General features: G+C 63.6%; 12 protein-coding genes. 10 read left to right on the forward strand and 2 right to left on the reverse strand.

Annotated elements, in window-relative coordinates; translation table 11 throughout:
- Positions 1-27 precede the first annotated feature (27 nt).
- The 4 genes from B5520_RS08620 to rplL all read left to right on the forward strand — a co-directional run bounded on the left by B5520_RS08620 (position 28) and on the right by rplL (position 3,631).
- On the forward strand, positions 28-1,173 hold the full coding sequence (locus tag B5520_RS08620; protein WP_079596660.1) for a GNAT family N-acetyltransferase: 1,146 nt from the start codon (positions 28-30) through the stop codon (positions 1,171-1,173).
- A gap of 8 nt (positions 1,174-1,181) precedes the next feature.
- The gene (locus tag B5520_RS08625; protein WP_079596661.1) at positions 1,182-2,300 is read left to right on the forward strand and encodes a GNAT family N-acetyltransferase; all 1,119 of its coding nucleotides are present in this window, start codon (positions 1,182-1,184) and stop codon (positions 2,298-2,300) included.
- A gap of 293 nt (positions 2,301-2,593) precedes the next feature.
- Positions 2,594-3,175: a 50S ribosomal protein L10 gene (rplJ, locus tag B5520_RS08630; protein ID WP_079596662.1), complete on the forward strand. Its 582-nt coding sequence runs from the start codon at positions 2,594-2,596 to the stop codon at positions 3,173-3,175.
- 78 nt (positions 3,176-3,253) lie between these two features.
- Complete coding sequence (rplL, locus tag B5520_RS08635) at positions 3,254-3,631, forward strand: 50S ribosomal protein L7/L12 (RefSeq protein ID WP_079596663.1); 378 nt, start codon at positions 3,254-3,256, stop codon at positions 3,629-3,631.
- Positions 3,632-3,771: 140 nt separating this feature from the next.
- On the opposite strand, the gene B5520_RS08640 is transcribed toward rplL, so the two are convergent.
- Both B5520_RS08640 and B5520_RS08645 read right to left on the reverse strand, forming a co-directional pair.
- Positions 3,772-4,269, reverse strand: coding sequence for an aminoacyl-tRNA deacylase (locus tag B5520_RS08640; RefSeq protein WP_079596664.1), 498 nt, complete (start codon positions 4,267-4,269; stop codon positions 3,772-3,774).
- Positions 4,269-5,468 (reverse strand): acetyl-CoA C-acetyltransferase, encoded by a 1,200-nt coding sequence (locus B5520_RS08645; RefSeq protein WP_079596665.1) that lies wholly within the window; start codon positions 5,466-5,468, stop codon positions 4,269-4,271. Before B5520_RS08645 ends, B5520_RS08640 begins: the two co-directional genes overlap by 1 nt.
- A gap of 233 nt (positions 5,469-5,701) precedes the next feature.
- Here B5520_RS08645 and B5520_RS08650 point away from each other — a divergent pair, with 233 nt between their 5' ends.
- The 6 genes from B5520_RS08650 (at position 5,702) to fusA (ending at position 17,426) form a co-directional block, all read left to right on the forward strand.
- Positions 5,702-6,172 (forward strand): hypothetical protein, encoded by a 471-nt coding sequence (locus B5520_RS08650; RefSeq protein WP_079596666.1) that lies wholly within the window; start codon positions 5,702-5,704, stop codon positions 6,170-6,172.
- Positions 6,173-6,459: 287 nt separating this feature from the next.
- Positions 6,460-9,969 (forward strand): DNA-directed RNA polymerase subunit beta, encoded by a 3,510-nt coding sequence (gene rpoB / locus B5520_RS08655; RefSeq protein WP_079596667.1) that lies wholly within the window; start codon positions 6,460-6,462, stop codon positions 9,967-9,969.
- Positions 9,970-10,075: 106 nt separating this feature from the next.
- A complete protein-coding gene (locus B5520_RS08660; protein WP_079596668.1) occupies positions 10,076-13,975 on the forward strand; it encodes a DNA-directed RNA polymerase subunit beta' in 3,900 nt (1,299 codons plus the stop codon).
- Positions 13,976-14,395: 420 nt separating this feature from the next.
- Positions 14,396-14,770 (forward strand): 30S ribosomal protein S12, encoded by a 375-nt coding sequence (gene rpsL, locus B5520_RS08665; RefSeq protein ID WP_009358312.1) that lies wholly within the window; start codon positions 14,396-14,398, stop codon positions 14,768-14,770.
- Between the two features lies 1 nt (position 14,771).
- Complete coding sequence (gene rpsG / locus B5520_RS08670) at positions 14,772-15,242, forward strand: 30S ribosomal protein S7 (protein WP_026531948.1); 471 nt, start codon at positions 14,772-14,774, stop codon at positions 15,240-15,242.
- Positions 15,243-15,311: 69 nt separating this feature from the next.
- Positions 15,312-17,426 carry an elongation factor G gene (fusA, locus tag B5520_RS08675; RefSeq protein WP_079596669.1) on the forward strand — a complete coding sequence of 705 codons (2,115 nt, stop codon included), beginning with the start codon at positions 15,312-15,314 and terminating at the stop codon, positions 17,424-17,426.
- Positions 17,427-17,442 lie beyond the last annotated feature (16 nt).

The raw sequence follows: 17,442 nt of genomic DNA on the forward strand, positions 1-17,442 counted from the left end.
TCTTCCCCTTCTGCCTAAGCTGGGGCAATGGCCGAACCGGAGCCCCCCGCCCCAGAAGGTCCTCCTGCGTCCGCCGTGCTGGACATCGCCGCTGTGCAGATCCCGGAGCCCGGCAATGACACCCAGCCGGCCGCCGTCGCGCCTTCCTCCGACTTCGCTATATGCCATTCCATGCGGGTGGCACACGAACTGTCGCTCTGGGGAAACCTGGACCGGTGTCCCACCCTGCAGGAGGCTCTGGAGTTCTGGCGGGGCAACGAGTACGAGGAGCGGCACTTGTACCTGGCCCGCGTTGGCGGGATGCCCGCGGGACTGTGCTCGGTGACCCTTCCCCTGCGGGAGAACACGTCCACTGCCGGAATCGATGTCCTGGTTGACCCCGCATACCGGCGGCAGGGCCTTGGCAGGGCTCTTCTGGACTATGCGGAGGGCAGGGCGGTGGAACGGGGGCGCACGTCACTGGATGCGTATCACGAGGTGCCGTTGGAGCTGGTACGGGCTGGCTCCGATATGGTTCCGGCCAGGTCCGGCGCCGGGGAACTGCCGCTGAATGACCTGGCCACCGCTTTTGCCTCCGCCGCCGGGTATCAGTTGGAGCAGGTGGAGCGGTCAAGCCGGCTGGCCCTGCCCGTCCCTGCGGACCTGTTGGCCGGGCTCGAAGCCGAGGCCTCCGCCTTGGCCGTGGATTACGCCGTCACCGGCTGGGACGACCGCTGCCCCGAGGATCTGGTCCACACGTACGCGGATCTGAAGGCGCGGATGAGCGTGGATGTCCCCACCGCAGGACTCGACTGGGAGCGCGAAGATTGGGATGCAGCCCGCGTCCGGGAGGAAGAGCGCACGTTTGCCCGCAGCGGCGTGCAGTCGGCGGTGGCTGCAGCCCTGTACCGCAGCACGGGGGAACTGGTTGCCTACACGGTCCTGAACTGGCGGCCGGGGGTTCCGGCGTCCATCGCGCAGCAGGACACCTTGGTGTCGGGGGAACACCGCGGCCACCGGCTCGGCCTGCTGATCAAGATCGCCAACCTGCGCCGTGCCCAGGCCAGATGGCCCTCGGCGCGCGCGGTCCTGACGTGGAACGCCAGCGAAAACCAGCATATGCTGGCGATAAATATCGCGCTTGGATTCAAGCCCGCAGGCCTTGAAGGTGAGTGGCAGAAACGGCTGGGATGATGCCCCCAATGGCAAAAGACGTGAAGATCGAGCAGCTATGGATTCCCGACTCAGTGGACGCGCCGGACGCAACGGACTTCCTCGCCGCCGTCGAGGTGGGCCGCAAGGTGAGGATGCAGACGTGGGGGAGTGACGACCTCGCCTACGGCCCGCTTGAAAAGCTCCTCGAGTTTGAGGACCCCTACGAGAGGCAGCTGATCCTCGTTGCCAAAGTGGACGGCGAAATCGTGGGCACCGTGGACATCGCACTGCCCCTTACGGACCACCTGGACCTCGCCGAATTCACCCTCGACATCCTTCCTGAGTATCAGCGCCAGGGTGTTGGCCGGCGCCTGCTCGAAGCTGCAGAACACCTCGCCCGCGCTGAAGGGCGCACCATGATCCTGGTGGACACGAACCACCCCGGCGCTTCCCTCCACGAGTTCGAACAGGCGCAGCTCGTGCCGGGATCGGGGCAGGGCTTCGTCCCGCTGGAGAGCCGCGAAGTCGAGTTCGCGCAAAAGACCGGGTACACGCTCCAGCACATTGAGCAGTTCAGCTCCTGCTCCCTGCCGCTGGACACCAAGCTCGTGGCGGACCTCCAGGCCGAGGCGGACGAGGCCAACAACGGCCGGTACCGGCTCCACCACTGGACGGACCGCTGCCCGGACCAATGGCTGGAAGCCGTCGCCACCCTGGAAAACCAGGCAGGGGCGGACGTGGACCCGTCCCTCGACGTGCCGGTGGAACAGGACATGGTGTTCGACGGCGGCATCCTCCGCGAGGCCGAGGAAGTAGCCATTGCGCAGGGCAGGCGGACGGTGGTCACCGCCGTCGAGCACCTCGCCACAGGTTCGCTCGTGGGACTGACCACCATCACGGTCCTGGCGCACCGCGCCGACGTTGTCTTCCAGGACGACACGATTGTGCTGCAGGAGCACCGGGGCAACAAACTGGGGCTGCTGATCAAGGTGGCCAACATGGAGCGGCTGACCGAACAGTTCCCGGATGCCCGCGTGATCTACACGTGGAACGCCCCGGAAAACCGCTACCTGCTCACCGTCAACCAGCAGCTGGGATTCCACACAGCCGGTGTGACCGGGATCTGGCAAAAGGAGCTTCCGCAGCTGCACACCAGGACCAGCTGAGCCCCGATTTGGTGGTGCAGTGCGTCCTCCCGTAGACTGGGATGACCAAAGACCGTCGGTTGTTGGAAATCCACTCTCCTGAACATAGCTCAACTCTGCAGTTGTGCGCGGAAGATCCAGTGGCTTTCCGGACGAAGGACCCTGACATAGGGCGGCCGGCGCAGGTGAACGAAGCAACGCTCCACGGATTACCGTGTTGAGCCAAGCCCCGTGCATCTGCGCGGGGCGTTTTTAGTTTTAGCTCACCTGAGCGGGGACCGTCGAATACCGGCACTATCCCCGGAAGGAGGGTTATGGCAACGCCTACCAAGGTTTCAGCAGTAGCTGAGATCACTAACGATTTCAAGGAATCGAACGCCGCTGTCCTGACCGAATACCGCGGGCTCACCGTTGCACAGCTCAAGCAGCTGCGTGTTTCTCTCGGCCAGGACACCAAGTTCGCGGTCGTCAAGAACACCCTGACCGCCATTGCAGCCAAGGAAGCCGGCGTCGAAGCATTCGACGGCCAGCTTGCCGGCCCCACTGCAATCGCGTTCATCAAGGGTGACGCAGTTGCCGCTGCCAAGAGCCTGACGGATTTTGCCAAGACCAACAAGCAGCTGGTTATCAAGACCGGTTACTTCGAGGGCAAGGCACTGAACGCCAGCGAAGTTGCCGAACTGGCAGCACTCGAGTCCCGCGAGCTGCAGCTCGCCAAGGTTGCAGGGGTCCTCAAGGCACCCGCCGCCGCAGCTGCACGCATCATTGACGCACTGCGCCTCAAGCTTGAAGAAGAGAACGGTGCACCGGCAGCTGCCGAAGCACCCGCCGCTGAAGAAGCTCCCGCTGCCGAAGCTGAAGCCCCGGCCGAAGCTCCCGCAGCCGAAGAGAACTAATTTCTCTTTACCCCACAAGACTCCGGTGTAAGGCCCGGCCCCGTGCCGCCGAACACCACAACAGGAAGGACGCCTACCATGGCGAAGCTCAGCAACGAAGAGCTCATTGAAGCTTTCAAGGAACTGACCATCATCGAGCTCTCCGAGTTCGTCAAGCTCTTCGAAGAGACCTTCGAAGTTACCGCTGCTGCTGTTGCAGTTGCCGGCCCCGCCGGTGGCGCAGCTGCTGAAGAGGCCGAAGAGAAGACCGACTTCGACGTCGTCCTCGAATCTGCCGGCGACAAGAAGATCGCAGTGATCAAGGAAGTTCGCGCCATCACCTCCCTCGGCCTCAAGGAAGCCAAGGACCTGGTTGACAGCGCACCCAAGGCTGTTCTCGAAGGCGCCAACAAGGAAGCTGCCGAGAAGGCCAAGGAGCAGCTCGAGGCTGCCGGCGCTACCGTTACCCTCAAGTAACAGCGTTTTCCTGGAAAACCCCGTCCACTCCGGTGGGCGGGGTTTTCTGCTTTAACCCAACTGGGTAGCGCCAACTGCCGTTATGACGGTTGAAAACGACACTTAGCGCTACCCAGTTGGGCCGGCCTTCCCCGGGGCGTCTAGGAGGGCTCGGAGATGTCGGCAACCACAGCTTCCAGTGCTGTGGTCAGGGCGTCGGCGTCAACGAAGGCGCTGTAGCCGTGGGCTCCCGCGCCCATCGAGATACGTCGGCCGGTAATGGTGGCGTCCGCGTAGACCGGCCAGGGTTTGGTGCTGCCCAGCGGTGTGATAGTGCCGCGTTCGTATCCGGTGGCCTCGAGCGCCACGTCAGCCGGTGGCAGTGACAGTTTGTTCACGCCCACGAGGGTCCGCAGCTTCGGCCACGAGATCTGGCGGTCGCCCGGGATGAGGGCGAACAGGAACGAGCCGTCCTTGTGCTTGACCACCAGGGACTTGACGATGTCCCCGGGGCTGATGCCCAGGATCCCGGCCGCCTCCTCAAGGCTCTTTGCGGCAGGGCGTTCCACTACCTCCACCTGCAGGCCGCGGGCCGCGGCGTCGGCCAGGAACCGCTCCCGTCCGACGCCGTTCGTTCCGTTTGCGGGTACGCCCGCCATCAGTCGCGGTACAGCAGGAGCGCTTCGCCCTGCCCGCCGCCCCCGCACAGGGACACTGCGGCCTTGCCCGACCCACGGCGCTTGAGTTCATGCGCTGCATGAACTGCCAGGCGTGCCCCGGAGGCGCCGATCGGATGGCCCAGGGCGATGGCCCCGCCATGGATATTGCACTTTTCCAGCGGGTACTCCAGGTCCTTCAGCGACTGCACGGCAACGGAGCCGAACGCTTCGTTGATCTCGATGAAGTCGAGGTCCGAGGGGGTCCAGCCTGCCCGGTCGAGGGCCTTGAAAATGGCGGCCGAGGGCTGGGAGTGCAGTGAGTTGTCCGGACCTGCAACCTGTCCGGGCTTGCCCACCACGGCCAGGTACTCCAGGCCGTGTGCCTCCGCGTAACCGCGGGATGCCAGCACCAGGGCGGCGGCGCCGTCGGACAGGGGCGAGGAGTTGCCCGCCGTGATGGTGCCGTCCGTGACGAAGGCTGCCCGCAGGCCGGCCAGCGACTCAACGGAGGCGTTGGGCCGGATGCCCTCGTCCGTTGCCACGATAAGGGGGTCGCCCTTGCGCTGCTTCACGCTGATGGGGACGATCTCGTCGTCGAACGTTCCATTCTTGGCCGCGAGGGCAGCGCGCTGGTGCGACTGGGCGGCAACGTAGTCCTGCGACGTGCGGTCAATCCCCAGGGTGAGGTTGCGGGTTTCCGTGGAGAGGCCCATCGACTGGCCGTCGAACGCGTCCGTCAAACCGTCATGGGCCGCGGCGTCCAGCGCCTGGATAGATCCATACGTCCAGCCCTGCCGGGACCCGGGCAGCAGGTGCGGCGCCCTGGTCATCGACTCCTGCCCGCCGGCCACCACCACCGAGGCCTCACCGCCGCGGATCATCCGGGCCGCGTCGATGACCGCAGTCAGACCCGAGAGGCACACCTTGTTGACGGTCACGGCCGGGACGTTCCATCCGATTCCGGCGCCAATGGAGCTTTGCCGGGCAGGGTTCTGGCCCGCGCCCGCCTGCAGGACCTGGCCCATGATCACCGCCTCCACGTCGCCGACGTCCACGCCGCTGGCATCCAGGGCGGCCTTCATCGCGTGGGCGCCGAGGTCCACCGCCGTAAAGCTTGCCAGCTGCCCGTTGATTTTTCCCTGCGGAGTGCGTGCTGCCGCGAGGATGACAACGTCACTGTTGTCAGGGGAGTTGCCCATGGTTATCTCTTCCGCTCTGATCCGTTGTGCGCCACTAAAGGCTATCGTGACCCTCGTCACCTATCTATTCAAACGCCGGAACCGCGATGTGCATTCCGTGCGCGGGCTTCCTGCAAGGGGGAGAGGTCCCCATCGCAGCGGGATGCACGACGGCGGCGGCGTGCGTAGGGTGGGCGGCGGAGGCAACTGCGCAGCGGAACGCGCTCCGAAAACAGCGAACGGGAAGCAGTATCGTGAAGAGGATCCTCGCCGCGGCGGCGGTGGCAAGTCTTGCCGGACTGGCGGCATGCTCCACAGCCGCGCCTGCGCCGGGCGGCAGCACTTCATCTTCCGCCCCTGGAACGACCACTTCGGCAGCCCCCCAGGTGCCGTCGTCGGGCACGTCCGACGCAGCAGCCGGGGCCCAAGCGAGCGGCGCCAAGGCGGCATGTGAGTTGTTCAAATCGCTCTACGCAGACCTGCAGGCGGCCGGGAACGACGCCAACGCCTTCGAGGACGTTTACCGGGACGCTGCGGATGCCGAGGACACCGTCTCCGGGAACCTGTCGGGCCTGTTCGCGTCCATCGGCGTCCTCGCCCTGGACTACTCGAGCGAAGTGGAAACCGGCGAGCCTGTGGACCAGGCGTCCAAGGACCTGGTCCGTGACGCCGTCTTCGCCAACTCCGGAACCTGCACCGCCGCGGGAGTCACCCTGCGGCTCTAACCGGCAAGGAAAGTGGTGCTTGCAATCCGGCCGGATGTGGGGTAGACACGTAGGTTATTTTGCCGTATCGTAGATATTTGCGTCTTCCCTGTTTACCTTCAGCCTTCATATAGCGGTGGGCTTTGCCTGGCAGCTGACAATCAACGTGCCGTCAACAACGTCACAGCATAGTCAGCACCGGCCCCGGGTCATATAGCGGAACCGGATGGTAGCACTGCGGAGTCATTCTGCAGGGTGCACAGCGGGGGAGATCTGAAAACGCCTGAAGGTCTGTGGAAGGATCCCTCTTGGTCGCCTCGAGCACCTCTAATAACGAAACCGCTAACACCGCCGACAGCACTGATGGTGCCACTCGCCGGCTCTCATTCGCAAAGATTCACGAACCTCTTGACGTTCCGAATCTGCTTGCCCTGCAGACGGACAGCTTTGACTGGCTGGTCGGCAACGAGCGCTGGCAGGCACGCGTCGCAAAGGCTGTCGAAGAAAACGATCTCAGCGTCGCCACCACGTCCGGCCTGTCGGACATCTTCGAAGAGATCTCCCCGATCGAGGACTTCCAGGGCACCATGTCCCTGAGCTTCTCCGATCCGGAGTTCGCTGACCCCAAGTACACCATGGCCGAGTGCAAGGACCGGGACGCTACGTACTCCGCTCCGCTGTACGTCAAGGCCGAGTTCATGAACAACAACACGGGCGAAATCAAGCAGCAGACCGTGTTCATGGGCGACTTCCCGCTGATGACCGAGAAGGGCACCTTCGTGGTCAACGGCACCGAGCGTGTCGTCGTCTCCCAGCTGGTCCGTTCGCCGGGCGCCTACTTCGAGCGCGCCGCTGACAAGACCAGCGACAAGGACATCTTCACCGCAAAGATCATCCCGTCCCGCGGTGCATGGTTCGAGCTCGAGATCGACAAGCGCGACCAGGTCGGCGTCCGCCTTGACCGCAAGCGCAAGCAGTCCGTTACCGTTCTGCTGAAGGCCCTCGGCTGGACCGAAGGCCAGATCCTCGAAGAGTTCGGCCAGTACGACTCCATGCGAGCCACCCTGGAGAAGGACGCCACCGAGACCCGCGAAGACGCGTTGCTGGACATCTACCGGAAGCTGCGCCCGGGCGAGCCGCCCACCGTCGAGGCTGCCCAGTCCCTGCTGGACAACCTGTACTTCAACTCCAAGCGCTACGATCTGGCCAAGGTTGGCCGTTACAAGATCAACCGCAAGCTGGGCATCGACCGCTCCCTTGGCGACAAGGAAGCCTCTGTCCTGCACGTTGAAGACATCGTCGCCATGATCAAGTTCCTCGTCGCGCTGCACGCCGGCGAGAAGACCATCAAGGGCACCCGCGATGGCCAGGAAGTGGACCTGCGCGTCGAAATCGACGACATCGACCACTTCGGCAACCGCCGCATCCGCGCCGTCGGCGAGCTCATCGAGAACCAGGTCCGCACCGGCCTGTCCCGCATGGAGCGCGTTGTCCGCGAGCGTATGACCACCCAGGACGTCGAGGCCATTACGCCGCAGACCCTGATCAACATCCGCCCCGTGGTTGCAGCCATCAAGGAGTTCTTCGGAACCTCCCAGCTGTCGCAGTTCATGGACCAGAACAACCCGCTCTCGGGTCTGACCCACAAGCGCCGCCTGTCGGCCCTTGGCCCCGGTGGTCTGTCCCGTGACCGCGCCGGCATGGAAGTCCGTGACGTGCACCCGTCCCACTACGGACGCATGTGCCCCATCGAAACCCCTGAAGGCCCGAACATTGGCCTGATCGGTTCGCTGGCATCCTACGGACGCATCAACCCGTTCGGTTTCATCGAGACCCCGTACCGCCTGGTCAAGAACGGCGTCGTGTCCGACGACGTCCAGTACCTGACGGCCGACGACGAGGCTGAGGTGCTCATCGCCCAGGCCAACGCGCCGCTGGACGAGAACAAGAAGTTTGCCGAAGAGACCGTCCTGGTCCGTGCCCGTGGTGGTGGAGGCGAGCCTGTGCTCGTTCCCGCCGAGGACGTCGAGTTCATGGACGTTTCCCCGCGCCAGATGGTGTCCGTGGCTACCGCCCTGATCCCGTTCCTCGAGCACGACGACGCCAACCGCGCACTCATGGGTGCCAACATGCAGCGCCAGGCCGTGCCGCTGGTCCGTTCCGAGGCCCCCTTCGTGGGCACCGGCATGGAGCGCGCCGCAGCCGTCGACGCCGGTGACGTTGTCATCGCCAAGAAGGCCGGTGTGGTCACCGAGGTTTCCGCCGAGCTCGTCATCATGCTCAACGACGACGGCACCGAGACCAACTACCGCATCAACAAGTTCGCCCGCTCCAACCAGGGCAACTGCTACAACCACCGCGTCCTGGTGAACGAAGGCCAGCGCCTGGAAGTCGGCGGCATCATCGCCGACGGCCCGGCAACGGACCAGGGTGAACTCGCACTCGGCAAGAACCTGCTCGTGGCATTCATGTCATGGGAAGGCCACAACTTCGAGGACGCCATCATCCTCTCGCAGCGCATCGTTGCCGAGGACGTCCTTTCCTCCATCCACATCGAGGAGCACGAGATCGATGCCCGCGACACCAAGCTTGGTGCCGAGGAAATCACCCGTGACATCCCCAACGTGTCGGAGGAAGTCCTGGCCGGCCTGGACGAGCGCGGCATCATCCACATCGGTGCCGAGGTTGAAGCAGGCGACATCCTGGTCGGAAAGGTCACCCCGAAGGGTGAAACCGAACTGACCCCGGAAGAGCGCCTGCTGCGCGCGATCTTCGGTGAGAAGTCCCGCGAAGTGCGCGACACCTCTCTGAAGGTGCCCCACGGCGAGTCCGGCACCGTCATCGGCGTGCGCGTCTTCGACCGCGACAACGACGACGAGCTGCCCCCGGGCGTCAACCAGCTGGTCCGCGTCTACGTGGCTGCCAAGCGCAAGATCACCGACGGCGACAAGCTCGCCGGCCGCCACGGCAACAAGGGTGTTATCTCCAAGATCCTCCCCGTTGAGGACATGCCCTTCCTTGCCGACGGCACCCCCGTTGATATCGTCCTGAACCCGCTGGGTGTCCCGGGCCGTATGAACGTCGGCCAGGTGCTCGAGACGCACCTCGGCTGGGTTGCCAAGACCGGTTGGAAGATCGAAGGCGAGCCCGAGTGGGTCAAGCAGCTGCCGAACCTGCCGCGCGAGAGTGGCCAGACCACTGTTGCCACGCCGGTGTTCGACGGTGCCCGCGAAGAGGAAATCACGGGCCTGCTGGACTCCACCAACGTGACCCGCGACGGTGAGCGCCTGATCAACTCCTCAGGCAAGACCCGCCTGTTCGACGGCCGCTCCGGCGAGCCGTTCCCGGATCCGATCTCGGTCGGCTACATGTACATCCTGAAGCTCCACCACCTGGTGGACGACAAGATCCACGCCCGCTCCACCGGCCCGTACTCCATGATCACGCAGCAGCCGCTGGGTGGTAAGGCACAGTTCGGTGGCCAGCGCTTCGGTGAAATGGAAGTGTGGGCGCTCGAAGCTTACGGCGCCGCCTACACGCTCCAGGAACTCCTCACGATCAAGTCCGATGACATCCACGGTCGTGTGAAGGTCTACGAAGCAATCGTCAAGGGCGAGAACATCCCCGAGCCGGGCGTTCCTGAGTCCTTCAAGGTCTTGATCAAGGAAATGCAGTCGCTGTGCCTGAACGTGGAAGTACTTTCCACGGACGGAACCACAATTGAAATGCGTGACTCTGATGACGCAGTCTTCACGGCTGCGGAAGAACTGGGCATCGATCTGTCTCGTGCAGAGCCCAGTTCCGTAGAAGAGGTCTAGCAGGCGGGCGTACGACGGCGGGTGCCCACCCGCCGTCGTACCCCACCTCCCTCTTCCCGTAACCCAAGACTTCAGAATTTAGAGAACAAGAGAGAACAGGGACCATATGTCCAGCGAATCCTCCTTCGGCCTCATGCAGATCGGCCTCGCCACCGCGGAAGACATCCGCGGCTGGTCGTACGGCGAGGTTAAGAAGCCGGAAACCATCAACTACCGCACGCTCAAGCCCGAGAAGGACGGACTCTTCTGCGAGAAGATCTTCGGCCCGTCCCGGGACTGGGAATGCTACTGCGGCAAGTACAAGCGCGTGCGCTTCAAGGGCATCATCTGTGAGCGCTGTGGCGTTGAAGTCACCCGCGCCAAGGTCCGCCGCGAACGCATGGGCCACATCGAGCTGGCCGCACCGGTCACGCACATCTGGTACTTCAAGGGTGTTCCCTCCCGCCTGGGCTACCTCCTTGACCTGGCACCGAAGGACCTCGAAAAGGTCATCTACTTCGCTGCCTACATGATCACCAGCGTCGACGAGGCTGCCCGCCACGAGGAACTGCCCAACCTGCAGGTTGAGCACGACATCGAGAAGAAGCAGCTCATCGACAACCGCGACTCCGACATCGCTGCCATCGCCCGCGACCTCGAAGGCGAAATTGCACGCCTGGAGGGCGAAGGCGCCAAGGCTGCCGACAAGAAGAAGGCACGCGACTCCGCCGACCGCCAGATGGCCAACGTGCGCAAGCGCGCCGACGCCGACATCGAGCGCCTCGAGCAGGTCTGGGACCGCTTCAAGAACCTGAAGGTCGCCGACCTCGAAGGTGACGAAGGCCTGTACCGCGAGCTGCGCGACCGCTACGGCATGTACTTCGAAGGCTCCATGGGTGCCGAAGCCATCAAGAAGCGCCTTGAGAACTTCGACATGCAGGCAGAGTCCGATCTGCTGCGCGACGTCATTGCCAACGGCAAGGGCCAGCGCAAGACCCGTGCACTCAAGCGCCTGAAGGTGGTCAACGCGTTCCTGACCACCAACAACAGCCCGCTTGGCATGGTCCTCGACGCCGTCCCGGTGATCCCGCCGGAACTGCGCCCCATGGTCCAGCTGGACGGTGGCCGCTTCGCGACCTCCGACCTCAACGACCTGTACCGCCGCGTGATCAACCGCAACAACCGCCTCAAGCGACTGCTTGACCTGGGTGCTCCGGAGATCATCGTCAACAACGAGAAGCGCATGCTTCAGGAAGCTGTTGACAGCCTCTTCGACAACGGCCGCCGCGGCCGTCCGGTCACCGGACCGGGCAACCGTCCGCTGAAGTCCCTGAGCGACATGCTCAAGGGCAAGCAGGGCCGTTTCCGCCAGAACCTCCTTGGCAAGCGCGTCGACTACTCCGGCCGTTCGGTCATCGTCGTCGGCCCGCAGCTGAAGCTGCACCAGTGCGGCCTGCCCAAGCAGATGGCCCTGGAGCTCTTCAAGCCGTTCGTGATGAAGCGCCTCGTTGACCTCAACCACGCCCAGAACATCAAGTCGGCCAAGCGCATGGTGGAGCGTTACCGTCCCCAGGTCTGGGACGTGCTCGAAGAGATCATCACCGAACACCCGGTGCTGCTCAACCGTGCACCTACCCTGCACCGCCTGGGCATCCAGGCGTTCGAGCCGCAGCTTGTTGAAGGCAAGGCAATCCAGCTGCACCCGCTGGTTTGTGGCGCCTTCAACGCCGACTTCGACGGCGACCAGATGGCAGTCCACCTGCCGCTGAGCCCCGAGGCGCAGGCTGAGGCCCGCATCCTGATGCTGTCCTCGAACAACATCCTGAAGCCCTCCGACGGACGCCCGGTCACCCTGCCTTCGCAGGATATGATCATCGGCCTCTACCACCTGACCACCAAGCGTGTCGGTTCAGCCGGTGAAGGCCGCATCTTCGGTTCGGTTTCGGAAGCCATCATGGCGTTCGACGCCCGCGAGCTGCACCTGAACTCGCAGGTCAAGATCCGCCTCGAAGGCTTTGTTCCGTACGCCGGCTGGGAAGCTCCCGAAGGCTGGGAGCCGGGTCAGCCCGCTCTCGTCCAGACCTCCCTGGGCCAGGTCCTCTTCAACGAGACCCTGCCCGAGGACTACCCCTGGGTTGAGGCTGTTGCCGACAAGGGCGAACTGTCCCGCATCGTCAACGACCTCGCCGAGCGCTACCCCAAGGTCGTCACCGCGGCAACGCTGGACAACCTGAAGGATGCCGGTTTCTACTGGGCCACCCGTTCAGGCGTCACCGTCGCTATCTCCGACATCGAGGTGCCGGCCGCAAAGCCGCAGATCCTCGCCGGTTACGAGGAGCGCGCCGCCAAGATCCAGGGCCAGTACGACAAGGGCCTGATCGACGACGACGAGCGCCGCCAGGAACTGATCGAGATCTGGAACAAGGCAACCAACGAGATCGCCCAGGTCATGCGTGACAGCCTGTCCCCGATGAACACCATCAACCGCATGGTGTCCTCCGGTGCACGTGGTAACTGGATGCAGGTCCGCCAGATCGCGGGTATCCGTGGCCTGGTGGCCAACCCGAAGGGTGAAATCATCCCGCGTCCCATCAAGTCCTCCTACCGTGAGGGCCTGTCGGTGCTGGAATACTTCATCGCGACGCACGGTGCCCGTAAGGGTCTGGCTGACACCGCGCTGCGTACCGCCAACTCGGGTTACCTGACCCGTCGTCTGGTGGACGTCTCGCAGGATGTCATCGTCCGCGAAGAGGACTGCGGCACTGAGCGTGGCCTGGTCACGCCCATCGCCGTCGCCGATTCCAACGGCGAGCTGGTACTGGACGAGAACGTCGAGAACAGCGCCTACGCACGTACGCTGGCTGTCGACGTCGTGGACTCCGAGGGCAACGTCCTCGCAGCCGCCGGCACCGACTGCGGAGACGTCGTCATCGACGAGCTCTTCAAGGCCGGCATCACCGAGGTCAAGGTCCGCTCCGTACTCACCTGTGAGTCCAGCGTCGGTACCTGCGCCCTGTGCTACGGCCGTTCACTGGCCACCGGCAAGACCGTGGACATCGGCGAGGCCGTGGGCATCATCGCCGCACAGTCCATCGGTGAGCCCGGTACCCAGCTGACCATGCGTACGTTCCACACCGGTGGTGCAGTCTCCGCCAGCGGTGGCGACGACATCACCCAGGGTCTGCCCCGTATCCAGGAGCTCTTCGAAGCCCGTACTCCGAAGGGTGTTGCACCGATTGCAGAAGCAGCCGGCCGCATCACCATCGAAGAGTCCGAGCGCCAGATGCGCCTGGTCATCACCCCGGATGACGGAACCGAAGAGATCGCCTACCCGGTCCTTCGCCGTTCACGCCTGCTGATCGAAGACGGCGACCATGTCACCGTCGGCCAGAAGCTGATCAACGGTCCGGTGGATCCCAAGCAGGTTCTGCGCATCATGGGTCCCCGTGCGGCACAGAAGTTCCTGGTGGACGAGGTCCAGGGCGTGTACCGCAGCCAGGGCATCGGTATCCACGACAAGCACGTCGAGGTTATCGTCCGCCAGATGCTGCGCCGCGTCACGGTCATTGAGTCCGGCGAATCGGACCTGCTCCCCGGCGAACTCGCCGAGCGCAGCCGCTTCGAGGACGCCAACCGCCGCGTTGTGTCCGAGGGCAAGACTCCGGCTTCCGGACGTCCTGAGCTCATGGGTATCACCAAGGCGTCGCTGGCCACCGAGTCCTGGCTGTCCGCAGCTTCCTTCCAGGAGACCACCCGCGTCCTGACGCAGGCGGCCATGGAAGGCAAGAGCGACCCGCTGCTGGGCCTCAAGGAGAACGTGATCATCGGTAAGCTGATCCCGGCCGGCACGGGCCTCCCGCGCTACACCGAGGTCACCGTGGAGCCCACTGAAGAAGCAAAGGCCAACCTGTTCACCGGCCCCAGCGCATTCAGCGACTTCTCGTACGACACCCTGGGCGGTGACGGAGCTCCCGAGTTCCACGCCATCCCCCTGGATGACTACGACCTGGGCAACGACTTCCGCTAGCCCCTAAAGCAACGCGGGGTCACTTACGGCCCAATCCGCACCCCGGATTGGGCCCGTAGTGACCCCGCGTTGCTGTTTAACGTCGTGCAGCCGGGGGAGTGGCCGCCGATTAAGGCATGGAGACCGTCCATGCTAGACTTGTTACCAATTGTTATTGTGGCAGTGGATGAGTGCGCCGGTTCCAGCTGAAAGGCTGAACCAGAGCGACGTTTCCGGTTTGCAGGGTTCTTGTGCAACGTATGCCACATTTTTGCATGCCTAGGGACTGTTGAAGACGCCAGTCGTGTCCCGGTGTGCGATCCGACTATTAAGGCTTCGCCTTCACCGCCCTGGAGATCTTCTTCGAGGCCCGGGCGGCGGGGCAACGCAACAAGAGAGTGGCCGGAAGCGGCCGCTCCGGATAAAACGGAGAACACGAGAGTGCCTACGATTAACCAGCTGGTCCGCAAGGGCCGCACGCCTAAGGTCTCAAAGACCAAGGCTCCCGCGCTTAAGGGCAGCCCCATGCGCCGCGGTGTTTGCACCCGCGTCTACACCACCACCCCGAAGAAGCCGAACTCGGCTCTGCGTAAGGTGGCACGTGTGCGCCTCAACGGCGGCGTTGAAGTAACCGCCTACATCCCCGGTGTTGGCCACAACCTGCAGGAGCACTCCATTGTGCTCGTTCGCGGTGGTCGTGTGAAGGACCTCCCGGGTGTCCGCTACAAGATCGTCCGTGGCGCCCTCGATACCCAGGGTGTCAAGAACCGTAAGCAGGCACGCAGCCGCTACGGCGCAAAGATGGAGAAGAAGTAATATGCCTCGCAAGGGTCCGGCCCCCAAGCGGCCGCTCGTACTAGATCCCGTTTACGGCTCCCCGCTGGTGACCCAGCTCATCAACAAGGTTCTTGTTGACGGCAAGAAGTCCACCGCAGAGCGCATCGTTTACGGCGCCCTCGAAGGTGCCCGTGCAAAGTCCGGCGGCGACCCCGTTGCAGCCCTCAAGAAGGCCATGGACAACGTCAAGCCTTCCCTCGAGGTCCGCTCCCGCCGCGTCGGTGGCGCCACCTACCAGGTTCCGGTTGAAGTGAAGCCGGGCCGCTCCACCGCACTCGCCCTGCGCTGGCTGGTTGGCTACTCCAAGGCCCGCCGCGAGAAGACGATGACCGAGCGCCTCCAGAACGAAATCCTGGATGCCTCCAACGGTCTCGGTGCCGCTGTGAAGCGTCGCGAAGACACCCACAAGATGGCCGAGTCCAACAAGGCCTTCGCACACTACCGCTGGTAATACTCCCCGGACGCCGCCGGCTCAACCGAGCCGGCGGCGAACGTGTAGTCCATCCCAAAAGGAGACCCCGTGGCACAGGACGTGCTTACCGACCTTAGTAAGGTCCGCAACATCGGCATCATGGCCCACATTGATGCCGGCAAGACCACCACAACCGAGCGCATCCTGTTCTACACGGGTGTGAACCACAAGATCGGCGAAACGCACGACGGCGCTTCGACCACTGACTGGATGGAACAGGAAAAGGAACGCGGCATCACCATCACGTCTGCCGCCGTGACCTGCTTCTGGGAAAACAACCAGATCAACATCATCGACACCCCCGGCCACGTTGACTTCACCGTTGAGGTTGAGCGCTCCCTGCGCGTCCTCGACGGCGCCGTTGCCGTCTTCGATGGCAAGGAAGGCGTTGAGCCGCAGTCCGAGACCGTATGGCGCCAGGCTGACAAGTACAACGTTCCGCGTATCTGCTTCGTCAACAAGATGGACAAGCTGGGTGCTGACTTCTACTTCACGGTAGACACCATCATCAGCCGCCTCGGTGCCAAGCCGCTGGTTATGCAGCTGCCCATCGGTGCCGAGAACGACTTCATCGGCGTCGTGGACCTGCTCTACATGCGCGCACTCGTCTGGCCTGGCGATGCCAAGGGTGACGTGACCATGGGTGCCAAGTACGAGATCCGCGAGATCCCGGCTGACCTCCAGGAAAAGGCTGAAGAGTACCGCGCAGCTCTCGTTGAGACCGTTGCCGAGTCCTCGGAAGAACTCATGGAGAAGTACCTTGAGGGCGAAGAGATCTCGATCGACGAGCTCAAGGCCGGCATCCGCAAGATGACCATCAACTCCGAGCTCTACCCGATCTTCTGCGGTTCTGCATTCAAGAACCGTGGCGTTCAGCCCATGCTCGACGCCGTGGTGGACTACCTGCCGAACCCGCTCGACGTCCCGCCGATGGTCGGCCACGACCCCCGCGACGAAGAGAAGGAACTGACCCGCAAGCCTTCCGCTGAAGAGCCGTTCTCGGCCCTCGCATTCAAGATTGCGGCCCACCCCTTCTTCGGCCAGCTCACCTTCATCCGCGTGTACTCCGGTCACGTGGAAGCAGGCGCCCAGGTGGTCAACTCCACCAAGGGCAAGAAGGAGCGCATCGGCAAGCTGTTCCAGATGCACGCCAACAAGGAAATGCCCGTTGAGGGCGCTACCGCCGGCCACATCTACGCAGCCATCGGTCTGAAGGACACCACCACGGGTGACACCCTGTGCGACTCCGCCAACCAGATCGTCCTCGAGTCCATGAGCTTCCCGGAGCCCGTGATCTCGGTTGCCATCGAGCCGAACACCAAGGGTGACCAGGAGAAGCTCTCCACGGCTATCCAGAAGCTCTCCGCTGAGGACCCCACCTTCCAGGTGTCCCTCAACGAAGACACCGGCCAGACCATCATCGCCGGCATGGGCGAGCTCCACCTGGACATCCTGGTGGACCGCATGCGCCGCGAATTCAAGGTCGAAGCCAACGTTGGTAAGCCGCAGGTTGCCTACCGCGAAACCATCAAGCGTGCCGTGGAACGCCACGACTACACGCACAAGAAGCAGACCGGTGGTTCGGGTCAGTTCGCAAAGATCCAGATCGCGATCGAACCGCTGGACACTGCCGAGGGCGAGCTGTACGAGTTCGAGAACAAGGTCACCGGTGGCCGCGTTCCCCGCGAGTACATCCCGTCTGTTGACGCTGGTATCCAGGATGCACTGAACGACGGCGTCCTGGCCGGTTACCCGGTTGTGGGCATCAAGGCCACGCTGGTTGACGGCGCGTACCACGATGTTGACTCCTCGGAAATGGCGTTCAAGATCGCCGGCCGTATGGCTTTCAAGGAAGCTGCACGCAAGGCGAACCCCGTTCTGCTCGAACCGCTGATGGATGTCGAGGTCCGCACCCCTGAGGAATACATGGGTGAAGTTATCGGTGACCTCAACTCCCGCCGTGGCCAGATGCAGTCCATGGAAGATGCACAGGGCGTCAAGGTCATCCGCGCACACGTCCCGCTGTCCGGCATGTTCGGCTACATCGGTGACCTGCGCTCCAAGACCCAGGGCCGCGCTGTGTACTCCATGACGTTCAACAGCTACGCCGAGGTCCCGAAGGCAGTTGCCGACGAGATCATCCAGAAGACCCGCGGCGAATAGTCCTTCGGACGTTCGA

Source organism: Arthrobacter sp. P2b, from assembly GCF_900168295.1.
Classification (GTDB): domain Bacteria; phylum Actinomycetota; class Actinomycetes; order Actinomycetales; family Micrococcaceae; genus Arthrobacter.

Coding starts and splice junctions, on each gene's coding strand:
- rplJ (WP_079596662.1), top strand. CDS start 2,594: ATGGCAACGCCTACCAAGGTTTCAGCAGTAGCTGAGATCACTAACGAT.
- B5520_RS08625 (WP_079596661.1), top strand. CDS start 1,182: ATGGCAAAAGACGTGAAGATCGAGCAGCTATGGATTCCCGACTCAGTG.
- rplL (WP_079596663.1), top strand. CDS start 3,254: ATGGCGAAGCTCAGCAACGAAGAGCTCATTGAAGCTTTCAAGGAACTG.
- B5520_RS08660 (WP_079596668.1), top strand. CDS start 10,076: ATGTCCAGCGAATCCTCCTTCGGCCTCATGCAGATCGGCCTCGCCACC.
- B5520_RS08620 (WP_079596660.1), top strand. CDS start 28: ATGGCCGAACCGGAGCCCCCCGCCCCAGAAGGTCCTCCTGCGTCCGCC.
- rpsG (WP_026531948.1), top strand. CDS start 14,772: ATGCCTCGCAAGGGTCCGGCCCCCAAGCGGCCGCTCGTACTAGATCCC.
- B5520_RS08645 (WP_079596665.1), bottom strand. CDS start 5,468: ATGGGCAACTCCCCTGACAACAGTGACGTTGTCATCCTCGCGGCAGCA.
- B5520_RS08640 (WP_079596664.1), bottom strand. CDS start 4,269: ATGGCGGGCGTACCCGCAAACGGAACGAACGGCGTCGGACGGGAGCGG.